Source organism: Microbispora sp. NPDC046973, assembly GCF_040644495.1.
GTDB lineage: Bacteria > Actinomycetota > Actinomycetes > Streptosporangiales > Streptosporangiaceae > Microbispora.
The window spans coordinates 645,746-665,953 of record NZ_JBEYWQ010000002.1; the positions used below are offsets into that span (position 1 = coordinate 645,746).

22 protein-coding genes and 1 pseudogene are annotated in these 20,208 nt (G+C 71.7%); 13 read left to right on the forward strand and 10 right to left on the reverse strand.

Annotated elements, in window-relative coordinates:
• Window positions 1-259: 259 nt before the first annotated feature.
• Complete coding sequence (locus ABZ860_RS07055; protein WP_357216228.1) at window positions 260-988, reverse strand: TetR/AcrR family transcriptional regulator; 729 nt, start codon at window positions 986-988, stop codon at window positions 260-262.
• Between the two features lie 136 nt (window positions 989-1,124).
• Here ABZ860_RS07055 and ABZ860_RS07060 point away from each other — a divergent pair, with 136 nt between their 5' ends.
• Window positions 1,125-2,594 carry an MFS transporter gene (locus ABZ860_RS07060; RefSeq protein ID WP_357216231.1) on the forward strand — a complete coding sequence of 490 codons (1,470 nt, stop codon included), beginning with the start codon at window positions 1,125-1,127 and terminating at the stop codon, window positions 2,592-2,594.
• A gap of 316 nt (window positions 2,595-2,910) precedes the next feature.
• Here the strand turns inward: ABZ860_RS07060 and ABZ860_RS07065 are convergent, their stop codons facing one another.
• From ABZ860_RS07065 to ABZ860_RS07080, 4 genes are all read right to left on the reverse strand, one after another.
• A complete protein-coding gene (locus ABZ860_RS07065; protein ID WP_357216234.1) occupies window positions 2,911-3,627 on the reverse strand; it encodes a hypothetical protein in 717 nt (238 codons plus the stop codon).
• 153 nt (window positions 3,628-3,780) lie between these two features.
• Entirely contained in the window at window positions 3,781-4,248 is a 468-nt protein-coding gene (locus ABZ860_RS07070; RefSeq protein WP_357216236.1) for a peroxiredoxin family protein, read from the reverse strand.
• A gap of 48 nt (window positions 4,249-4,296) precedes the next feature.
• Window positions 4,297-4,869 (reverse strand): RNA polymerase sigma factor, encoded by a 573-nt coding sequence (locus tag ABZ860_RS07075; RefSeq protein WP_357216239.1) that lies wholly within the window; start codon window positions 4,867-4,869, stop codon window positions 4,297-4,299.
• A 193-nt stretch (window positions 4,870-5,062) separates the two neighbouring features.
• Entirely contained in the window at window positions 5,063-5,818 is a 756-nt protein-coding gene (locus tag ABZ860_RS07080; protein ID WP_357216241.1) for a class I SAM-dependent methyltransferase, read from the reverse strand.
• Window positions 5,819-5,924: 106 nt separating this feature from the next.
• Here ABZ860_RS07080 and ABZ860_RS07085 point away from each other — a divergent pair, with 106 nt between their 5' ends.
• The 3 genes from ABZ860_RS07085 to ABZ860_RS07095 are packed head-to-tail and all read left to right on the forward strand — an operon-like array spanning window position 5,925 to window position 7,341.
• Window positions 5,925-6,275, forward strand: a complete 351-nt coding sequence (locus tag ABZ860_RS07085; RefSeq protein ID WP_357216244.1) for a metalloregulator ArsR/SmtB family transcription factor — start codon at window positions 5,925-5,927, stop codon at window positions 6,273-6,275.
• A complete protein-coding gene (locus tag ABZ860_RS07090) occupies window positions 6,272-6,748 on the forward strand; it encodes an SRPBCC domain-containing protein (RefSeq protein WP_357216247.1) in 477 nt (158 codons plus the stop codon). The genes ABZ860_RS07085 and ABZ860_RS07090 overlap by 4 nt, the downstream gene beginning before the upstream one ends.
• Window positions 6,745-7,341: a TIGR03086 family metal-binding protein gene (locus ABZ860_RS07095; RefSeq protein ID WP_357216250.1), complete on the forward strand. Its 597-nt coding sequence runs from the start codon at window positions 6,745-6,747 to the stop codon at window positions 7,339-7,341. Before ABZ860_RS07090 ends, ABZ860_RS07095 begins: the two co-directional genes overlap by 4 nt.
• Window positions 7,342-7,378: 37 nt before the next feature.
• Here ABZ860_RS07095 and ABZ860_RS07100 read toward each other — a convergent pair whose 3' ends face one another.
• Window positions 7,379-8,758: an MFS transporter gene (locus ABZ860_RS07100; protein ID WP_357216252.1), complete on the reverse strand. Its 1,380-nt coding sequence runs from the start codon at window positions 8,756-8,758 to the stop codon at window positions 7,379-7,381.
• A gap of 251 nt (window positions 8,759-9,009) precedes the next feature.
• On the opposite strand from ABZ860_RS07100, the gene ABZ860_RS07105 reads away from it, so the two are divergent.
• Together ABZ860_RS07105 and ABZ860_RS07110 are read left to right on the forward strand one after the other, a co-directional pair.
• Window positions 9,010-10,254, forward strand: a complete 1,245-nt coding sequence (locus tag ABZ860_RS07105; protein ID WP_357216255.1) for a discoidin domain-containing protein — start codon at window positions 9,010-9,012, stop codon at window positions 10,252-10,254.
• 241 nt (window positions 10,255-10,495) lie between these two features.
• Complete coding sequence (locus ABZ860_RS07110; RefSeq protein WP_357216258.1) at window positions 10,496-12,451, forward strand: Xaa-Pro dipeptidyl-peptidase; 1,956 nt, start codon at window positions 10,496-10,498, stop codon at window positions 12,449-12,451.
• Between the two features lie 95 nt (window positions 12,452-12,546).
• Here ABZ860_RS07110 and ABZ860_RS07115 read toward each other — a convergent pair whose 3' ends face one another.
• The 3 genes from ABZ860_RS07115 to ABZ860_RS07125 form a co-directional block, all read right to left on the reverse strand.
• Window positions 12,547-13,638, reverse strand: coding sequence for a hypothetical protein (locus ABZ860_RS07115; RefSeq protein ID WP_357216261.1), 1,092 nt, complete (start codon window positions 13,636-13,638; stop codon window positions 12,547-12,549).
• A 119-nt stretch (window positions 13,639-13,757) separates the two neighbouring features.
• Window positions 13,758-14,201: a hypothetical protein gene (locus tag ABZ860_RS07120; protein WP_357216263.1), complete on the reverse strand. Its 444-nt coding sequence runs from the start codon at window positions 14,199-14,201 to the stop codon at window positions 13,758-13,760.
• Window positions 14,202-14,246: 45 nt separating this feature from the next.
• Window positions 14,247-14,471, reverse strand: coding sequence for an FtsW/RodA/SpoVE family cell cycle protein (locus ABZ860_RS07125; RefSeq protein WP_357216266.1), 225 nt, complete (start codon window positions 14,469-14,471; stop codon window positions 14,247-14,249).
• A gap of 210 nt (window positions 14,472-14,681) precedes the next feature.
• On the opposite strand from ABZ860_RS07125, the gene ABZ860_RS07130 reads away from it, so the two are divergent.
• The 7 genes from ABZ860_RS07130 to ABZ860_RS07160 are packed head-to-tail and all read left to right on the forward strand — an operon-like array spanning window position 14,682 to window position 19,755.
• Window positions 14,682-15,443, forward strand: a complete 762-nt coding sequence (locus ABZ860_RS07130) for a DeoR/GlpR family DNA-binding transcription regulator (protein WP_357216269.1) — start codon at window positions 14,682-14,684, stop codon at window positions 15,441-15,443.
• Complete coding sequence (pfkB, locus tag ABZ860_RS07135; protein WP_357216272.1) at window positions 15,440-16,384, forward strand: 1-phosphofructokinase; 945 nt, start codon at window positions 15,440-15,442, stop codon at window positions 16,382-16,384. Before ABZ860_RS07130 ends, pfkB begins: the two co-directional genes overlap by 4 nt.
• 55 nt (window positions 16,385-16,439) lie before the next feature.
• Window positions 16,440-17,621, forward strand: a complete 1,182-nt coding sequence (locus tag ABZ860_RS07140) for a PTS mannitol transporter subunit IICB (protein ID WP_357216273.1) — start codon at window positions 16,440-16,442, stop codon at window positions 17,619-17,621.
• Window positions 17,622-17,625: 4 nt separating this feature from the next.
• Window positions 17,626-17,934, forward strand: a complete 309-nt coding sequence (locus tag ABZ860_RS07145) for a PTS lactose transporter subunit IIB (RefSeq protein ID WP_079312333.1) — start codon at window positions 17,626-17,628, stop codon at window positions 17,932-17,934.
• Window positions 17,927-18,394 (forward strand): PTS sugar transporter subunit IIA, encoded by a 468-nt coding sequence (locus ABZ860_RS07150; RefSeq protein WP_357216276.1) that lies wholly within the window; start codon window positions 17,927-17,929, stop codon window positions 18,392-18,394. Before ABZ860_RS07145 ends, ABZ860_RS07150 begins: the two co-directional genes overlap by 8 nt.
• A complete protein-coding gene (locus tag ABZ860_RS07155) occupies window positions 18,391-19,431 on the forward strand; it encodes a zinc-dependent dehydrogenase (RefSeq protein WP_357216278.1) in 1,041 nt (346 codons plus the stop codon). Before ABZ860_RS07150 ends, ABZ860_RS07155 begins: the two co-directional genes overlap by 4 nt.
• A 36-nt stretch (window positions 19,432-19,467) precedes the next feature.
• The gene (locus tag ABZ860_RS07160) at window positions 19,468-19,755 is read left to right on the forward strand and encodes an HPr family phosphocarrier protein (RefSeq protein WP_357216281.1); all 288 of its coding nucleotides are present in this window, start codon (window positions 19,468-19,470) and stop codon (window positions 19,753-19,755) included.
• Window positions 19,756-19,912: 157 nt separating this feature from the next.
• Here the strand turns inward: ABZ860_RS07160 and ABZ860_RS07165 are convergent.
• A pseudogene (locus ABZ860_RS07165) lies at window positions 19,913-20,208 on the reverse strand (TetR/AcrR family transcriptional regulator); the annotation flags it as partial.

Genomic DNA, 20,208 nt, shown 5'->3' on the forward strand with positions numbered 1-20,208 from the left:
GAGAACCGCCGTGAACTGCGGCAACGGCTGCGGCCTCGGCGGCCGCACGGCGTTTTTCGGCGTCCGGCGGCCCGACGGCGTGACGGCCCTCCCAGCCGCGTGACGGCCCTTCCCGCCCCCGATCGCCGCCCGTGCCGAGCATCCCGGAAGACGCCGAACGGCGACGCGGCGGGTGCCGAGAGTATCGCCACCGCGAATTCGGTCGCGCCCGTTATCCGTCCGGCGGCGCGCATGCGGCCGCCGACCGGCCGGTCGGCGCCTACTCCGCCGAGCCGTCGGCCCGCTTCGCGGCCGCCACCCGATGGGGTGTCTCCGAGGCGGCCTGTGCGAGCAGCCCGTCGACGAGGGCCCGCAGCCCCTGGGAGTAGGTGTCCTGCGCGGACAGCGTCCGCCACCGATCGCCGATAGCGACCAGGTGTGGCATCCGCGACGTGTCGAGGCCGCTGAAGAGGGGTTCGCGGTCGGCGGGTCGCCCGGCGTCCGCCGCTTGCTGCGCGGAGTGGGCGCGGACGAGGATCTCGCCGACCGTGTAGTACCAGATGTGGCGGAAGACGTGCACGGCCTGCTCGGGCGTGCATCCGTGGTCGACGGCTCCGGCCACGATGGATTCGACCATCCACACCGATTCGCCGAGCCGGCCGATGAACCCGTCGGCCGTGAGGACCTCCGCGGCCCACGGCCAGGCCGCGAGGGCGTCGTGGACCAGGGTGGCGGTCGCGATGATGCGCTCCCGCGGCTCGCCGGGCAGGTCGGGTTGCGGGACCTGGTCCGCGTACTCGGTGATCAGCAGAAGCAGCAGGTCCTCTTTGTCCCGCACATGGTGATACAGGGTCATCGTCCCGATGCCGAGCTCCGTGGCCAGCCGGCGAATGCTCAGCTTCTCCCAGCCGTCCCGATTGATGAGCCGGCGGGCCGCATCCAGGATCTGCGCTCGGGAGGTCACCGGTGGACGGCCGGTGCGGCCGTGCGGGGCATTGCGTCCGGACACCGTCCCATCATTCCGTCCGGCCGTTCCCTTCCGCCAACCGGGGGCTTCGGCTGTCGACACCGAACCGGTTCCGCTGTACTTTCAGTACGTGTACGAAAAGTATTCTCACGAGAACCGGCCAGAGGACGGAGGAACAGTGACGGACACGAGATCAGCGAGCGGACACCCGGTCGTCCATGCGGCCGCCCGGCCAGGGCTCACCCTTGCCGCGGTGGCCGTCGTGCAGTTCATGGTGTCGGTGGACCTGTCGGTCGTGAACCTGGGACTCCCGCGGATCGCCACCGGCCTCGGCTTCAGCGCGGTCGGCCTGACCTGGGTGATCCACGCCTACGCCCTCACCTTCGGCGGGCTGCTCCTGCTGGGCGGCAAGATCGCCGACCGCTACGGCCACAAGCGGGTCCTGCTGCTCGGGCTCGCCGTCTTCGGCCTCGCCTCCCTCGCCGGCGGCTTCGCGCAGGAGCCCGGCCATCTGGTGGCCGGCCGCGCCCTGCAGGGCGTCGGGGCCGCCGCGCTGTCTCCGGCCGCGCTGGCGCTGCTGACCATCACCTTCCCCTCCGGCAAGGCCCGCGTCCGGGCCTTCGGCATATGGAGCGCGATGAACGCCGCCGGCGGCGCCCTCGGCGTCCTGATCGGCGGTGTGCTCACCCAGTACGCGGGCTGGCGCTGGGTGATGTTCGTCAGCGTCCCGATGGCCGCCGTCGCGCTGGCCCTGGCCTGGCGGGGTGTCGCCGCCGCTCCGCCCGCGGCCCGTGGCGGTCGCCCCGACGTGCTGGGCGCCGTCCTGGCCACGGCGGGAATGTCCCTGCTCGTGTTCGGCGTCGTCCGCACCGACCAGCACGCCTGGACCTCGCCGGTCACCCTGGCGACCCTGGCGGTCGCCGTTGCGCTGCTGGCCGCGTTCGTCTACGTCGAGCGGACCACCACCCGCGACCCGCTCATCCGGCTCGGCCTGCTGACGAACCGCTCGGTCGCCGGCGCCAACTCCTACAACCTCCTCCTCGGCGCCGCCATGGCCTCATCCTTCTACTTCGCCTCTCTCTACCTCCAGCAAGTGCTCGACGCCAGTCCGACCATGGCCGGTATCCAGTTGCTGCCCTTCGCGATCGGCGTGATCGCCGGCGCCGCGGTCGCCATCAAGCTCGGCTACCGCCTTCCGCTCCGCACCATGCTGATCATCGGCGGGTTGGTGACCGCGGCCGGGTTCGCCTGGTTCGGCCTGATCAGCGCCGACGGCTCTTTCCTCACCGACGTCCTGGGCCCGTCGATCGTCGCCAGCATCGGATTCGGGCTCTGCCTCGGACCGGTCGTCTCCGCCGCCACCGTAGGCGTCGCGCCGAGCGAGACGGGCGCCGCCTCCGGCCTGCTCTCCAGCTCACGCCAGATCGGCGCATCGCTCGGACTGGCCGCTCTCGGCACCGCCGCCCATGCGCGCACCGGCCAGAACACCACGCTCGAGGGCCTCACCGAGGGCTACGGGCTCGGCATGATGCTCGGCGCGGCGCTCCTGATCGGTGCCGTCCTCATCGCCTTCGCCGTCCTGCCGCGTACGAGCGCGGCGACACCGGAGAAGCACGGCGGCCACGACGTGATCCCCCAAGCGGAATAGCCGGCCATGCCGCGTGATCTCGTGGTCGCCGCTTCCTCGACAGCGGTCACGGCAACCTCGAGAACCCGCGCGGTTTCGGTCAGCCGTCGACCGTAATGCCCCGGAAGGGTCCGGGGGCCGAGCTCCGGCCGAATATGTGCGGTCGCAACCAATAAGCTTCGAAGATGTGGAAGGAATCCCGCCACCCGTGTAAAGGGATTGTCCACGCGAGGAAACGGACCGGCATCACCTCCGATTGCATTTGTTTTCAGGTGCGGAAAGCGGTTGTTTGCCCCTTGCTGGGTGACTGGGCCTTTTGTTACCTCTAGCGTGAGAATCAGGGTCTGGATCCAAGGTTCGATGGATCGATTCGCGCTCCGTGTATCCCGGTTTTTCCGGGGACAGTCACGGAGTCGACGGAGTGATACTCATGCTCAAGGAAGCACTGGCTGCTGGCGCGATCACGGCGTCGGCCCTCATCGTCCCGGTGACCATGCAGACGCAGCCGGTCAATGCGGCCGGCAGCACCGCGCAGGTCATGCAGAATCCGACACAGCCCTGCCCCGGAGGTAGGTGCCGTGGCCGTGAGCGCCAACGGACGTACGGCCACTACGGTCGCGAACGCGGGCGCGAACGCGGTCGCGAACGCGGGCGCATGGAAGAGCGCGGACGCGAACGCGGACGATTCGAGGAACGCGGCCGTGAACGCGGGCGCATGGAAGAACGCGGACGCGAACGCGGACGATTCGAAGAGCGCGGACGCGAACGCGGACGATTCGAAGAGCGGGGCCGTGAACGCGGACGATTCGAGGAACGCGGACGCGAACGCGGACGATTCGAGGAACGCGGACGCGAACGCGGACGATTCGAAGAACGCGGGCGCGAACGCGGGCGCATGGAAGAACGCGGACGATTCGAAGAGCGCGGACGCGAACGCGGACGATTCGAAGAGCGCGAACCGCGGTAGCGGCATCAGCAGCGGGGAGAGTGAGTCAGCAACAGCAGCAAGGACCGGATAACCGCACATCGAACCTGCAGGACCCTTCTGCCCCACGAGGCATTCGCCTCGCGGGGCTCTCCCCCTGCCGTCGAGGGCGGCTCGGCCCGCTGTCCGCATTTCGGCCGTCGTCGCGAAAGCGGATTCTCAGGCCTTCGCGAATACGCGATTCAGGTCGGCAACAGCGTCGGCCTCAAGCCCTGATGTAGATCACGCACGTGTGCCGAGGGCCTGGACGGCGGCGGTGATCGCCTTTCTGTCGTAGGCATTGGTGGGCATGGTGGCGCCGTGGGCGTGGCGGATGATGCCGTCAGGATCAAGGAGGATGGTGCCTGACTGCTGCAGTGAGCCGAAGACCTTCCTGCTCAGGCCGATCATCTCGTGCGGCGTGCCGCGACGGCCGGTGAGGACGGGGAACGGGATCTGACGCCTTGCCTTCCACTCGGCCGCCGCGTGGCGGTCCTCGGGCACCGCGACGAGCACGCGGACGTTGTCGGCGGCGAGCTCGTCGCGGCGCCGGATGAGGTCGTGGACGTGCCGGTTGCAGACCGGGCACGACATCGACCGCATGAAGTAGATGAGCACAGCGTGATTGCCCTGGTAGTCGGACAGGCGGACGGCCTGGCCGTCGGTGTCCTCCAGCACGATGTCGGGCACGGGCGATCCGGTTTCGAGCATGGCGGAACCCCTCTTCAACTCGGGTGGTGGAAATACGGTCTGTTCAGGTCAGGCGCTGGTGGGTTCCGGGGTCGTGCGGCCGCCGGTGACGTCGGTCTTTCCGCCCAGGCCGAGCCGTACCGTCCTGCGTGCGCGGTGGAGCTGGGACTTCATCGCGGCGTTGCTCAGGCCGAGTCTGTCCGCGACTACCCGCCCCGGGTAGCCCAGGACGTCTCGCATGATCAAGACTCTGCGCTGAACGTCCGGCAGCCCCCTGATCGCCTCCGCGACGATCTCGGCCTCCAGCCGCCGGATGACCTCCTCCTCGGCCGACGTCACCAGACCCTCGCCGGCCTCGTCATAGCGATCGAACAGCAGCCGAGCCCGGCGCAGGCACTCATTCCGGACGATCCTGAACATCCACGATGCCAGTGCCCCGGTAGCACGGAGTGAACCGATCTTCCGGTAGAGGATGATCAGCGCTTCCTGCGCGGCGTCCTCAGCGTCCTGGGGGGACGCACAGAGATGTTCCGCGAAGCGCCGCACATGAGAATGGGCACCGTGGACCACCGCGGCGATCGACTCTCGATCACCGGCCTGTGCGGCCTCGATGAGCCGCGTGCTCACCCAGCGGTCAGCCACGTCCGCGCCCCTGCCACCGGGACAAGGTCGTGAACAGTGCCTGCCGCACGGCCGGCATCACGACGTCACTCATCCGGATCTCCTTCCCAGCGTGACCGTCATCCCATAAGAGGCCCCCGCGCCGCGAAAGGATTCGCCGTCTCGGGATCGATCTCGCTCGGCGCACCCCGAGCCGTACGCCGGCAAGGATCCCTCAGTGAGACGCGGTTCGACCGGGCGGGATGCGGTAGACGGACACGTGCGACCGCGACTCGGCGGTGAACTCGGTTCTGCTCCAGTCCGCGTGCCTGGTCTCCAGCTCGAACCCGGCCAGCTGTGCCATGAGGTCGAGTTCGGCCGGCCAGATGTACCGGTGGGGGCTGCGGAACAGCTGCGCCTGTCCGCTCTCGTCGAATCTGAAATGGTGCGACACGAGGTGTTGCCGCAGGAAGTCGTAGGTGTCCAGGCCGATGTAGCCGGGTTCGCAATGCCACACCACGGCCTCCTGGCCCGGTGGGAGCTTGCGCAGCTCGGGCACCCAGAGCTCGATCACGAAGCGGCCGCCGGGTGTCAGGTGACGTGCCGCGTTGCGGAAGCACGCGACCTGCTCGGCCTGCGTGAGCAGGTTGGAGATCGTGTTGTAGACGAGGTAGACGAGCGTGTACTCCCCCGGAGCCGTGGCGGTCGCCATGTCGCCGACAACGACCGGGATCGTCGCCTCGTCCACCTTCGTCCGCAGCTGGTCGATCATCGGACGTGACAGCTCGATGCCGGTGACGGGCACGCCACGCTCGGCGAGCGGGACGGCCACACGGCCGGTTCCGATGGCGAACTCGAGCGCCCGCCCGTCGCCCGCGAGATCGGCGAGGCGATCGACGGCCGGCCCGAGGACCTCGGGCGCGAACATCCCGGTGCCCGGCGTGTCGTAGTGCCGGGCGGTGTCGGCGTTCCAGATCTCCTCCTGCCGCATGCTCCCACGATCACCATCGGCGTACGACCCTGTCCAACGGTTTTCCCGCCAGAAAGCTCAACCATCTGGTTGTGCTTTCGTGCTTCCTGCCACTATCGTCAACCATGTGGTTGAGGATCGATCGGTGCTGGACGAGGTGTTCCACGCCCTGGCTCACGACGCGCGGCGCACCATGCTGCGCCGGCTCGCGGCCGGCGAGCTGACCGTCGGGGAGCTCGCCGAGCCGCTGCGGATGTCGCTGGCGGCGGCGTCCAAGCACGTGAAGGTGCTCGAGAACGCCGGACTGGTGCAGCGCACGGTCGTGGGACGCCGGCACGTGTGCCGCCTGCGGTCGGGCCCTCTCGCGAGCGCCGTCGAATGGCTGCGCTTCTACGAGCGGTTCTGGGATGACCGCCTGGACGCGCTGCAGCAGGTCCTCGACCCCCCACCCGCGTACACACCCGAGGAGCCGTCATGATCGCTGATTCCGCGACCCACCCCGCCATACGGCGGGAGCGGACGCTGGCCGCACCCCCGCACACCGTCTACCGCGCCTGGCTCGACCCGGACGTCCTGCGGCTGTGGCTCGCGCCCGGCGACCTGGAGTGTGTGCGGGCCGAGGTGGACGAGCGGGTGGGCGGCCGCTACCGCATCTGGCAGGCCTCCTCGGACCGCCCGATCGGCGGCTTCGACGCGCAACTGCTGGAGCTCGTCCCGGACCGCCGTATCGTCTGGCGCTGGGGATTCGTCGGCCCCGACCGCGAGGCGGGACCGATGTTCGACTCCCTGCTCACGGTCGAGCTGAGCGAGACCGCGGAGGGCGGCACGCACATGACCCTCCTGCACGAGCGGCTCGACGCGCTGGCCGCCGCGCTGCCGCACGTCGCCGAGCAGATCGGCGGCGGGTGGGACGGCGTGCTCGACCGGCTCACCGTGGCGGTGACGCGGTGACGGCCGACCTGAAGCCCGCGGCGGATCTGCTCGCCGCGATCATCCGGGGCGTCCCCGACGATCGGCTCACCGGGCCGACGCCGTGCGAGGGCACCACGGTCGGCGAGCTGCTCGATCACATCGACGGCCTCTGCGTCGCGTTCGCCGCGGCGGCGCGCAAGATTCCGCTGGAGGGAGGCGGCAGAGCGCCGGTGCCGGACGCGTCCAGGCTGGGCGCGGACTGGCGCGACCGCATTCCTGCCCGCCTCGCGGAACTGGCCGAGGCATGGCGGGAGCCGTCCGCGTGGACCGGCACGGCCGAGATCGGCGGCGGCGTGCTGCCTGCCGAGATCGCCGGGACGTCCGCGCTCGACGAGATCATCGTGCACGGCTGGGACCTCGCCGTCTCCATCGGCGCGTCCTACCCCGCCGACGATCCCGCTCTCGCCGAAGCCGTGCACCGGGCCTGCCGGTGGGTCGGCGCCGTCGTCGCCGAGCACCCCCAGGGCAGTCCCGGCCTGTTCGGACCGCCGGTGCCCGTGCCCGACGACGCCCCGCCGCTGGACCGGCTGCTGGGCCTCACCGGCCGCGACCCCGCGTGGCGGCCTCGGTGAGACGCGTACGCCGGAGCGCGACGGGAGCGCCGGGAGATCAGATCTGCCGGTCGCGGCCCGCGAAGTATCCGGCCGCGATCTGCGGCACCATGAGGCACACCACGAAGGCCAGCGGCACCTGCCAGCCGCCGGTGTGCTGGTAGAGCGCTCCGACCAGGATGGGACCGGGGACCGACAGCAGATAGCCGACGCTCTGCGCGAAGGCGGACAACCGGATCACCGTCGCGCCGTCCCGGCCGCGCATGGCGATCATCGTGAGCGCCAGTGGGAAGGAGCAGTTGGCCACGCCGAGGAGCACCGCCCACAACCAGGGCGCGGCGGCGGGAGCCGCCCACAGCCCTGCGTACCCGGCGAGCCCGAACGCCCCGAGCAGTACGGCGATGCCGCTCTGGTTCCGCAGCCGTCCGGCGACGGCGGCCAGCGCGAACGACAGCGGCACCCCGAGCACCGAGGTGACGGCGAACAGCAGGCCGGCGGTCTCGGCGGACAGCCCGGCGTCCCGGAAGACCTGGGGCAGCCAGCCCATGATGACGTACGCGGAGGTGGCCTGCAGGCCGAAGAAGACCGCGAGCGCCCAGGCCACGGGACTGCGGGCGACCCGTGCGCCCGCGCCGGCCCCCGCGGCGGCGTCCCCGCCCACCTGCTGCCCGGCCTGCTGCCCGGCCTGCTGCTCGGCCTGGTGCCCGGGTGGCCGCCGGCCGTCGCGGACGAGGGCGACCCAGGGCGGCACGGCGACGGCGGCGAGGACGGCCCAGGCCCCGAGACCGGCACGCCAGTCACCGCCGAACGCGCCCGCGAGCGGAACGGTGACGGCGGCCGCGGTCGAGGCGCCGAGGTTGAGGGCCATGGAGTACAGGCCGGTCATCATGCCGACCCTGTCCGGGAAGCGTTGCTTGACCACGACCGGCAACAGCACGTTGGCAACCGCGATCCCGGCCAGCGCGAGGCCGCTCAGCGTGAGGAAGACCGGGGTGCTGCCGACGAACGGCCGCAGGGCGAGCCCGAGCGCGACCGCCGCCATCCCGGCGAGGACGACGCCGTCGGGTCCGTAGCGGCGGGCCAGGCGGGGTGCGGCCGAGCCGACCAGCGCGAAGCACACCGCCGGCACGGACGTGAGCAGCCCGGCGACGGTGGCGCTCATCCCGAGGGCGGCGCGGGCCTCTTCGAGCACGGGCCCGAGACTGGTGACCACGGGGCGGAGGTTGAGCGCGGCCAGCACCAGCGCGGCGGCCGCCAGGCGGCGCGTCCACGTGGCGGACCGGGCGCGGCCCTGCCGCCGCTTCGCAGCGCTCCGCCGCGCTCCGTCGCCCTTCGGCACCGCCGTGCCCCGATCCACCACCTTGCCCCGGACCACCGGCTCATCCCGGGCCACCTCGTCATGCGGAACCGGCGGGTCCCCCACCGCCCTGTCATCCACGCGCTGTCATCCCGTAAACCACCTCGTCATCCTCAAACGACCAGGTCATCCTAAAATCAGCGGCTTATTCCGAAATTCACCGGGTCGCCCATTGGCCGCGGCCGACTCTCCGGCTCCGCGATCCCGTCGGTCACATCGTTCCGGTTGAGGGCTTGACACCCCTTTTGTGACAGAAAAAACTCGGAGCACCCCGCTCCACAGCACTTCCCCGACAGCGGCCAGGTGAGCGCTCAGCCGCGAAGGAGACAGGCATGAGGCGATTGTTCGCCGTATTCGCGCTGGTCGCAGGCTTTCTGCTGGTGCCCGCGCGTGCCGACGCCGCCGTCGCGAACGTGGCCCCGTCGGCCACCGCCTCCGCCTCATACACCTCTCCCTGGGAGAGCGTGGCCGCCGTCAACGACGGCATCGACCCGCCTCGCTCGGACGAGACGCGGAACCGCCGCTGGGGCACCTGGCCCGAGGCCGGCGAGCAGTGGGCCCAGCTGACCTGGCCGGCCGCCCAGACGATCTCCTCGGTGCAGGTCTACTTCTTCGACGACGGAGGCGGCGTCCGGCTGCCGGCCTCGTGGAAGCTCCAGAGCTGGGACGGCGGAGCGTACGTGGACATCGCCGCCTCCTACCCCACCGCGGCCGACACCTACAACACCGTCACGTTCCCCGCCGTCACCACCACCCGGCTGCGCGTCGTCCTGCGCAGCGGCCAGGCGTCGGTCGGGCTGCTGGAGATCAGGGCGTTCGCCGACGCCGCCCGGCAGAGCGCCTGGAGCCCGCCCGCCGGCCTGGTCGCGCCGCTCGACGAGGTCTGGCGGCACGTCGAGTCCACCTACCCCGACCTGTACGGCTACCGCAACTACGCCTGGGACCAGATCATGGCCAACGGCGGCAGCGTCAACTACTGCGTCCGCTGGGACTCCAGCGCCCCGGTCTCCGCGGAACTGCGGGACAAGATCCATGCCGCGCTGGCCAGGTCGTTCAAGAAGTGGATGGACGTGATGGCGGGCCACAACGGCTGGCCGTACGCGGACGTGCCGGTGAAGGTGGTCGGCTGGGCCGTACGCGACCGCGCCACGCTGCAGTGGAGCGACGACTCGGTGGACGTGTACGTCGGCGACATGCGTGAGAACGCACCGCAGTGCGCCGAGCCGTGCGGACGGCTGTTCGACCAGTCGGGCGCCTACCCGAACTGCCCGGGCGGGGCATCCCACCACTACGACATGTCGCTCTGGCTCACCGAGGGCATGAACGGCGGCATGGGAGGCGCCTGGGGACAGCGGGTCGGCAGCGAGTATCTGGTGGACAACCTCGGCAGCGACGACATCCACATCCTCCTCCACGAGATCGGGCACAGCTTCGGCCTGGACGACTTCTACGACTGGACCCCGTCCGGGCAGTGCTGCTTCCTCATGAAGGCGGGCTCCGCCACGTCGATCACGGAGTTCGACGCGTGGATGCTGCGCGACGCCTGGCGGCACCTGAAGAGCCGTTACGGCTACTGACGCCCTGCCGGGCCCGCCGGCGCGACGCGCGGATCACCAGCAGCACGTCGTGTACGGCGGTCATCATCGAGCCCTCGGGCGTCCGCCCGACCATGGGCGATTTCGACATATGTAGAAAACAGTCTTGATCAAGACAGAACGGTCGTCCGAAGACATTCCTCACTCGCGTCCCTAGCATCGCCCTCTACGGGCCGAATCCCCCGGCCCGAAATCCCCCCGATCGTTCTTGGAAGGTCTGCCGATGTCCTCATCGCGCCGGGTGACGCCTGGTCCCGTCCCGCCAGCCGCGTCACGCCGTACGGGAGCCGCACGCCGGAGCGCGGCGGCGCTGGGCCTCGCCGTCGCCACGACCGTCACGGGGCTCACCGTGAACTCGGCCCCCGCGGGCGCGGCCGTCCCCGTCGGGCCGGTGTTCCAGGACGGCATGGCGCAGCCGGTGTTCTCGTCCAACCGGAACGACTGGATCCGCGAGGAGGTGTGGATCGAGACCCCGGTCGACAGCGACGGCGACGGACGGGGCGACCGGGTGCACGCCGAGGTCACCCGGCTCAAGGAGACCGAGACGGCCGGCCTGAAGTCGCCCGTCGTGTACGAGGTCAGCCCCTACTACGCGGGCGGCAACCCCATCACCAACCACGACGTCGACCACGAGCTCAACGAGGCGCTCCGCCCGGGCAAGGGCTGGCTGAACCGCGGCGGCAAGGTGCTCGACCCGGCGTCCGACGAGCGGCTGGCCGCGGCGACCGCCGACGACGCCGGGGCCGACGGCGCGGACGCGTCCCTCGCGGCGAGCGGCCCGCAGCCGGTCATCAGCACCAGCCACGAGTCCAACTGGCTGCCCCGCGGTTTCGCGGTGGTCCACGCCGAGTCGCTGGGCAGCGGCAAGTCCGACGGCTGCCCGACCACCGGCGGGCGCAACGAGACCATCGGCGCCAGGTCCGTCGTCGACTGGCTCAACGGCCGCGCCAAGGCGTACGACGCCTCCGGACGGGAGGTCGAGGCGACGTGGACGACCGGCAAGGTCGGCATGATCGGCACCTCCTACAACGGCACCCTGCCCAACGCGGTCGCGAGCACCGGCGTCGAGGGGCTGGAGGCCATCGTGCCGATCTCGGCGATCTCCAGCTGGTACGACTACTACCGGGCGAACGGCGCCGTCGTGGCCCCCGGCGGCTACCAGGGCGAGGACACCGACGTGCTCGCGGAGTACGTCTACACGCGCGCGGACACGCAGGTCTGCCGGAGCGTCATCGAGGAGCTCGCGAAGGCGCAGGACCGCGTCACCGGCGACTACAACGCCTTCTGGGACGAGCGCAACTACATGAACGACGTCGGCAGGGTCCACGCCGCGGTGCTGGTCGCGCACGGCCTCAACGACTGGAACGTCAAGACCAAGCACGCTGCGCAGTGGTACGAGGCGCTGAAGGCGCGCGGGGTGCCGCACAAGATCTACCTGCACCAGGGCGGGCACGGCGGCTCCCCCAGCGTCGACGTGCTCAACCGCTGGTTCACCCGCTACCTGTGGGGTTACCGGAACGGGGTGGAGAACGACCCACGCGCCCTGGTCCAGCGTGAGGACAGGACCCTTGTGCAGTACCCCGAGTGGCCCGACCCGGCCGCCGCGGCCACCGAGCTCAACCTGGCCCCCGGCGCCGGCGGCGCGGCGGGTGTGCTCACCTCCGACAGGACCCGGGTCGGCAGGCCGGTGACCGAGACGATCGTCGACGACGCCACCAAGCGGGCGCAGACCCTCGCCGACGCCGCCACCTCGCCCAACCGCCTGGCGTACAAGTCGGACGCGCTGACCGCGGCGGCCAGGCTCAGCGGCACCCCGCGGGTGTCGCTGCGGATGTCCTTCGACCAGCCGGCCGCGAACGTCACCGCGCTGCTCGTCGACTACGACCAGAACGGCAAGGCGAAGATCATCACCCGGGGCTGGACCGACCCGCAGAACCGCACGTCGGTCTCCCGGACCGAGCCGGTCAAGCCGGGCACGCCCTACCGCCTCGACTTCGACCTGCAGCCGCACGACTACGTCTTCCCGGCGGGGCACCGGATCGGGGTCGTGCTGCTGTCGAGCGACTATGAGTACACCATCCGGCCCGCCCCCGGCGCGCGGCTGCACCTCGACACGACGAAGAGCACGGTGACGCTGCCGATCGTGGGCGGCGCCGGCGCGCTCACCCCCGCGAGCTGACCGTCCTCCTCGCGGACTCGCCGTCCCCCTCGGCCTGATCGGCCGGCGGGGACGGCGTCCGCGTGACTACGGCTCCGGCGGCGTACGGGGGGGAACTACAGCAGAGCCTCGCGGTGCCGCCAGGCGAGGTCCAGCACGGCCGCGCCCGCCGCCTGCATCGGCTCGTCGCGCACGTGCCGCCGCACGGTCCGCGCGTCGAACGGGACGCGGCCGACGACTCGGCCCTCGCTGTTGGAGGCGGCGATCTCGCCGAAGACGGCGTCGAACGTCTCCGCCTCCAGCACGGTCACCGTGAGGAAGTCGGTCGCGAAGGTCAGCGGATCGACCCCCACGCCCAGCACGAAGCAGCGCACCCGTCCTTCCTCGCGGGCGTCGGTCAGCAGCCGGTAGAGCGGCCAGCTCTCGTAGTCGAAGCCGTCGCCGTACTCCTCTCCCCGCCCGAGGAACTCCTCGGCGTACTCGCGGACCACGCACTTCCACAGGTCGAGGTCGGCCTTCTCCGCGTCCGCGGACTCGTGCGCGGGCTGGAACACCCCGACCGGCATGACCTGGAGGAGCCCGCCGCCGTGCGCCACCCGGGCCGGGTCGCGCCAATGCAGGACGAACGACGTCTCCCCGGTCCGGCCGTCGTGGCGCAGCGTCAGCGTCGAGATCGCGCAGAGCGCGGGCCGGCGGCGCAGGTCGGTCGGGTCGCCCACGAGGGCGCGGAACGGCAGCGGCCGCCCGGCCCCATACCCGGCGAGCTCGCGCGCGGCGTACTCGTGGGCGGCCGCCTCTCCCACGCTCACGCCGTCGAAGTAACGCGCCCGGGTGAAGGTCAGCTCCGGCCAGGCGACCTCCAGCAGCCGGTAGCAGGTGCGGTCCTCGAAGAGCCGGGGGCGGGCGAGCGTCCCCAGTGCGTCCGGGTAGGCGCCGGCGCCCTCCGGCAGCAGGGCCGCCGCCTCCGGTTCGCGGCCTGTGACGGCGGGGGCGGGAGCGTCCTCCACCCAGCCGAGCCGCACCTCGCGCAGGTCGAGCGGCGTGGCCAGGGTCCACGGGGTCGCAGTCCAGCCGTCCCGGGTGAGCAGGCGGGTCGATCCGGCCCTGGCCTGCCCGGGGTAGAGCCGGTCCGCCGCCACGGCCAGCTCGTGCCGGTGCCCGTCCAGGTGCCGCCGCACCTCGGCCCATTCCGGTCCCGACGGTCGCATCCGCGCCTCCCCACTCGGTCTCACGAGTCCAGCACCCTAGTCGTGTCCGACGAATCAAGCCCCTGCTGCGCGTGGCCCAGGCTCGCGACGGGCAGCATTTGCCAGACACTCCCTAACGCTCACCCGAGGACCGTACGCAGCGCGGCTTCCAGCTCCACGAGGCCGGCCTCGCCGGGGGACCGCCAGGCGACGATCCCGTCCGGCCGCACGAGCACGGCTCCGGTCGAGGTGATCCCATACGCGACCGGGAACCGGCCGGCCGGGTCGCCGAGCCCCGCCTCAGCACCGACGACGTGCGTCTCGACGGGGACGCGCAGGCTCCGCGCGGCCTCGGCCGCCGCCTTCTCCCAGGCCCCTCCTTCGGCGCCGGCGAGCACCGTGAACCCGGTGCCGAACAGGTCGCGGGTCGAGACCGGCGCACCCGCACGGCTCAGCCGAACGTGGGGTGCCCGGGTTCCCGGACGTCCCGAAGGCACGGCCGGATCCTCGAAGAGCGGGCGCTCCTCGCCCGGCTCGCGGACGAACGCGCCCGACGGGCAGACGTACCCGAACAGCCCGGTCACGGGATCGATGATCCGCGGGAGTGACCGCGCCGCCGTTCCGGCGTCTCACAGGCGCCGCACGTCCTGCCGGCGAACGGACATGAGGACGCCGACCGCCACAAGGCAGGCCACGACGGACGACCCGCCGCACGACACGAGGGGCAGCGGGACTCCGACGATCACGAACGCCTGGACGCCAAACCGGCAGGATCCCTGCAGCCGCGAGGGTGCCGTACGGCGAGGCGGCCCGCGCGAGCACGGCCCCCAGCCCGTGGATTCAGGGCAGCCCATGCATGACAAGCCCGAGCTTCCGGACAAGTCGCGCTTCTGAGCAAGCCGCTTCCGGACAACGCCGCTGCTTGTGCGGGCCCTTTCCGGACAGCTGACGATCTCCTCACACCGCCGAGTGCCCGTTTTGTTACGCGCACCGCCCTTGACCCTCCCACACAGCCGGGTATAAACACATACGAAACAACATCGAAACGGCGGTGAACCAACACGATGTACGCCGAGGAGCGGCAGCAGGAGATCCTGCGGGCGGCCCGCGACGCCGGCCGGGTCGACGTGGTGACGCTGGCCGAGCGGTTCGGCGTCACGACGGAGACGATCCGCCGCGACCTGACCGCGCTGGAGCGCGCGGGCGTCCTGCGGCGCGTGCACGGCGGCGCGATCCCGGTCGAGCGCCTGGGGTTCGAGCCCGCCCTGGCCGCCAGGGACGAGGTGCTGACGGCCGAGAAGGAGCGCATCGCCAAGGCCGCCCTGGCCGAACTCCCCGAGGACGGTTCCGTGGTCATCGACGCGGGCTCCACGACGAGCCGCCTCGTGCAGGCACTGCCTCCGGACCGCGAGCTCACCGTCGTCGTGAACTCGCCTCCGCTGGCCACGATGTTGGCGACCCGCCCCAACCTGACCGTGCTCATGCTGGGCGGCCGGGTCCGCGGCCGGACGCTGGCGACCGTCGAGGACTGGGCCATCCAGCAGTTGTCGCAGCTCAACGTGGACGTGGCCTTCATGGCCACCAACGGCTGCTCGGTGGCCAAGGGCCTGACCACCCCCGACCCGGCCGAGGCGGCGATCAAGCGGGCGATGATCGCCTGCGCCGACCGCGCCGTCCTGCTGGCCGATCACACCAAGTTCTCCGGCACCTACCTGGCGCGCTTCGCGACGCTCGGCGAGATCGACGTCGTCATCACCGACACCGGGCTCGACTCCGACCAGGCCGCCGCGCTGGCCGCCGCCGGACCGGAGGTGGTCCGGGCGTGATCCTCACCCTGACCCTCAATCCCAGCCTCGACCGCACGATCGAGGTCGGCGCGCTCACCCGCGGCGCCGTCATCCGGGCGGCCGCCACCCACCTCGACCCCGGCGGCAAGGGCGTCAACGTGTCACGGGCCCTGCTGGCCAACGACGTCCGATCGTGCGCGGTCATCCCGTACGGCGGCAGCGAGGGCCGCCGGCTCCTCGACCTGCTGTCGGCGGAGGGCCTCGACATGATCCCCGTGCCGGTCGAGGGGCCGACCAGGTCTAACGTCGCGATCGCCGAGCCCGACGGCACCATCACCAAGGTGAACGAACCGGGCACCGCGCTGACCCCCGCCGAGCTGGACACGCTGGCGGGCGCCGTGCTGGACGCCGCACGGTCGGCCGACTGGGTGGTCGCCTCGGGCAGCCTGCCGCCCGGCGTGCCGGTGGACGTCTACGCCGGGCTGTGCCGCCGGTTCGCCGACGCCGGCATCAACCTGGCGGTCGACACGAGCGGCCCCGCCCTCGTGTCCGCCGTGAACGCCGGCCCCGCACTGATCAAGCCGAACCGCGACGAGCTCGCCGAGGCCACGGGCACGTCGATCGCCTGTGTCGGCGACGTGCTCGACGCGGTCGGCAAGCTGCGCGCCATGGGCGCGCGGTCGGTCCTGACCAGCCTCGGGGCGGACGGCGCGCTGCTGGTTGAGCACGACGACCAGGTCTGGTACGGCGACTGCGCGGTCGAGGAGCCGCGCAGCAGCGTGGGCGCGGGCGACGCCCTGCTGGCGGGCTTCCTCGCCGCGGGCGCCCGCGGCGCGACGGCCCTCGCCGAGGGCTTGGCCTGGGCCGGCGCGGCCGTCGGGCTGCCCGGCAGCCGGATGCCCGGCCCGGCCGACATCGATCGCACACACGTCCGGATCGGCCCCCCCGACCCGGCCCGGCAGCTCATAACCGGGGGATGAGCGCCACCCCCCACCAACCGGCCAGCCAGGCCGGTCGCCCCGGAAGGAGCACGTAATGGCCACGCCCTATACCCCCACCGTCCACGGCACCGGTGTGCGGGCCACGATCCAGCGCTTCGGCGGCCATCTCGCCGGGATGATCATGCCCAACATCGGCGCCTTCATCGCCTGGGGCCTCATCACGGCCCTGTTCATCCCGACCGGGTGGCTGCCGAACAAGACACTCGCCGAGCTCGTCGGCCCGATAATCAGCACCCTCCTCCCGGTGCTCATCGGCTACACCGGCGGCCGGATGGTCCACGCCCAGCGCGGCGCGGTCGTCGGCGCCGTCGCCACGATGGGCGTGGTCGTCGGAGCGGACGTCCCGATGTTCCTCGGCGCGATGATCATCGGCCCGCTGGCCGCCCTGGTCCTCAAGTACGTCGACCGGTTCACCGCCGAGCGGACCAGGGCCGGCTTCGAGATGCTGGTCGACAACTTCACCGCCGGCATCGTCGGCGCGGTCATGGCGATCGCCGGCGTCCTCGCCATCGGCCCGGTGGTGGAGAAGGTCACCGAGGTGGCGGGCAGCGGCGTCGAGTGGCTCATCACCCACTCGCTGCTGCCGATCGCGTCGGTCATCATCGAGCCCGCCAAGGTGCTGTTCCTCAACAACGCGATCAACCACGGCGTGCTCGGGCCGCTGGGCGTCGCCGAGTCGGTCAAGCACGGCAAGTCGATCCTGTTCATGCTGGAGTCCAACCCCGGCCCCGGTCTCGGCCTGCTGATCGCCTACCTGCTGTTCGGCCCCAGGTCCCTGCGTCCCAGCACCCCCGCCGCCATGATCATCCACTTCTTCGGCGGCATCCACGAGATCTACTTCCCGTACGTGCTCATGAAGCCGCGACTGATCCTCGCGGTGATCGCCGGCGGCGCCTCGGGCGTGCTCACCTTCCTGGTCACCGGGGCGGGCCTGGTCGCGACGCCGTCGCCGGGCAGCATCTTCGCCTACATGGCGGTGACCCCCAAGGGCGGCTGGTTCGGCGTGATCGCCGGAATCGTGGTCGCGACGGCCGTCTCCTTCGCCGTCGCCGCCGCGCTGCTGGGCTTCGGCCGCGCCAACGGAGACCAGGCGGACGGCCCGGCACAGGACGCCGCCGCGAACGACACCGGCGCCAGCACCACCACGAGCGACGAGAACCCCGACACAACCGGCGAGACGGCGGCCGAGAGCGTGCCCGCCACCAAGGAGGCGTAGAACCGTGTCCAGCATCGAGGGCAAGGACGTCCGCAAGCTCATCGTGGCCTGCGACGCGGGCATGGGCAGCAGCGTCATGCTGGCGAGCACGCTGCGCAAGCAGCTCAAGGGCACCGCGGTCAGCGTGGAGCACACCCCGGTCAACTCGATCCCCGGGGACGCCGACGTGATCGTGTGCCACACCGGGCTGGCCGACCGGGCCAGGGCGAGCGCCCCCGGCGTCGTGCTCGTGCCGTTCCAGGTCTTCATCGGCGACCCGGCCGTGGCGCGGGTCGTCACCGCCATCAAGAACGGGGGCACGATCGATGGCTGACCGGGCCGGCACGGCCCCGCTCCCCCTCGATCCCCGCGCCGTGCGGACGGCCGCGACCGCCGCGGACGTCGAGGACGCCATCCGGCAGTGCGGCGCGGTCCTCCGGGAGGTCGGCGCGGTGGACGGGAGCTACACCGCGGCCATGCTCGAGCGCGAGCGGTCGATCTCCACGTACGTCGGCGAGGGCGTCGCCATCCCCCACGGCACTCTGACCTCGAAGGAGGCGGTCCGCCACGACGCCGTCTGCGTGCTGCGCTTCCCCGAGGGCGTCGACTGGCACGGCGAGCGGGTGACGGTGTGCGTCGGCATCGCGGCCCGCGGGGACGGCCACCTGCGGCTGCTGTCGGAGCTCGCCCAGATCCTGCTCGACCCGGACCGCGCCGCGGCCCTGCGCGCGGCCACCGAGGTCGACGAGGTGATCCAACTGCTGCAACCGGACGGAGAGGAAGACTCCGAGTGAAAGTCGCCCGTTTCCACGCTCCCGGGGACATCCGCCTGGAGGAGGTGCCCGAGCCCGTCGCCCGCCCCGGCGAGGTCAAGATCCGCGTACGCAACTGCTCGACGTGCGGCACGGACGTGAAGATCTACCGGTTCGGGCACCACCACATCAGGCCGCCCCGCGTGATGGGCCACGAGATCGCCGGGGAGATCGTGGAGCTCGGCGAGGGCGTCACCGGCTGGAGCCCGGACGACCGGGTGCAGGTGATCGCCGCGATCCCGTGCGGCGAGTGCGAGGAGTGCCGCCGGGGCCACCTCACGGTCTGCCCGAACCAGGAGTCGATGGGCTACCACTACGACGGCGGCTTCGCGCAGTACATGGTCGTGCCGGCCAAGGTGCTCGCCGTGGACGGGCTCAACCGCATCCCCGAAGGGGTGGGGTTCGCCGAGGCGTCCCTCGCCGAGCCGCTCGCCTGCGTGCTCAACGGGCAGGAGCTGGCCCGCGTCGGCGAGGGCGACGACGTGGTCGTCGTCGGCTCGGGCCCGATCGGCTGCCTGCACGTGCGGCTGGCCCGCTCGCGCGGCGCCGCCCGGGTGTTCCTCGCCGACCTGAACGCGGAACGCCTCACGATGGCCGCCGACCTCGTACGGCCGGACGCGGCGATCTGCTCGGGCGAGACCGACCTCGTCGACGAGGTGCTCAAGCTGACCGGAGGCCGGGGCGCCGACGTGGTGATCACGGCGGCGGCCTCCGGTGCGGCCCAGCAGCAGGCGCTGCAGATGGCCGCACGGCAGGGCCGGATCAGCTTCTTCGGCGGCTTGCCGAAGGACGACCCGATCATCGCCTGTGACTCCAACCTGGTGCACTACCGGGAGCTGACCATCGTCGGCGCCAACGGGTCGAGCCCGGCGCACAACGCCCGCGCCCTGCGGCTCATCGCCGACGGAGCGGTGCCGGTCGCCGACCTGATCACCCATCGCCTCGGCCTGGACGAGGTCATGGACGCCGTCGACGTCGTCGCCCGCGGCGCCGCCATCAAGGTCACCATCGAGCCCTGAAAACGAGCCCTGAGATCGAGCGCTGAGAGGAACGCGATGCCGGAAAGGACAGTGGCGGTCGCCTCGGGCTCCGGCCTGCACGCCCGCCCCGCCAAGATCTTCGTGGAGGCGGCGGCGCAGCAGGCGGTGCCCGTGCGCATCCGCGTGGGCGGCGGAAAGGCCGTCCCCGCCACCAGCATGCTGGGCGTGCTGACCCTCGGCGCCGAGCACGGCACCGAGGTCACCCTGGAGGCCGAAGGCCCGGGGGCGGAGGAGGCCCTCGCCGCCCTCGCGGACCTGCTGTCCCGCGACCTCGACGCCGAAGGGGCCGAGGGGGCCGCCTGAGCAGTGGCCGCGGGCGCCGGAGCCGCCGAGGCTTCCGGGACCGCCTGAGCCCCCGGAGCCGCCTGGCCGGTGCCGAGGGCTCGCGCCCCCAAGCGTTCAGCAACGACCGTTGGACGAACACCCACTTGCCCGTCCCGGACGGTAGGCGGGTGTTCGGTCAGGGGGCGACGGCGCGGGCGACGCACTCGCGCAGGAGGGCCCGGCGGCGGTCGTGGTCGGTGGCGGGCTCATCCGCCGTGGCGGCGTAGAAGCCGCTGGCCGGGGACCAGGCGCAGGCCATGGCGATGACCAGGGCCATCAGGTCGGAGGGGTCGCCCTGGCGGAGCCGCCCGGCGGCCTGGGCGGCGGCGATGGCGGTGAGTTTCGGTTCGTCGCCGGGGGGATCGGCGAGGCGCCCCGTCGGGCGCCGTTCGAGCCGCAGCCAGGCCATGAGGCGGACCAGTTCGGGATGGC

Bases quoted from the DNA above. Each gene is read 5' to 3' on its own strand.
- ABZ860_RS07070 (WP_357216236.1), bottom strand. From the start codon at position 4,248: ATGCTCGAAACCGGATCGCCCGTGCCCGACATCGTGCTGGAGGACACC.
- ABZ860_RS07080 (WP_357216241.1), bottom strand. From the start codon at position 5,818: ATGCGGCAGGAGGAGATCTGGAACGCCGACACCGCCCGGCACTACGAC.
- ABZ860_RS07090 (WP_357216247.1), top strand. From the start codon at position 6,272: ATGATCGCTGATTCCGCGACCCACCCCGCCATACGGCGGGAGCGGACG.
- ABZ860_RS07105 (WP_357216255.1), top strand. From the start codon at position 9,010: ATGAGGCGATTGTTCGCCGTATTCGCGCTGGTCGCAGGCTTTCTGCTG.
- ABZ860_RS07110 (WP_357216258.1), top strand. From the start codon at position 10,496: ATGTCCTCATCGCGCCGGGTGACGCCTGGTCCCGTCCCGCCAGCCGCG.
- ABZ860_RS07115 (WP_357216261.1), bottom strand. From the start codon at position 13,638: ATGCGACCGTCGGGACCGGAATGGGCCGAGGTGCGGCGGCACCTGGAC.
- ABZ860_RS07125 (WP_357216266.1), bottom strand. From the start codon at position 14,471: ATGGGCTGCCCTGAATCCACGGGCTGGGGGCCGTGCTCGCGCGGGCCG.
- ABZ860_RS07130 (WP_357216269.1), top strand. From the start codon at position 14,682: ATGTACGCCGAGGAGCGGCAGCAGGAGATCCTGCGGGCGGCCCGCGAC.
- ABZ860_RS07140 (WP_357216273.1), top strand. From the start codon at position 16,440: ATGGCCACGCCCTATACCCCCACCGTCCACGGCACCGGTGTGCGGGCC.
- ABZ860_RS07150 (WP_357216276.1), top strand. From the start codon at position 17,927: ATGGCTGACCGGGCCGGCACGGCCCCGCTCCCCCTCGATCCCCGCGCC.
- ABZ860_RS07160 (WP_357216281.1), top strand. From the start codon at position 19,468: ATGCCGGAAAGGACAGTGGCGGTCGCCTCGGGCTCCGGCCTGCACGCC.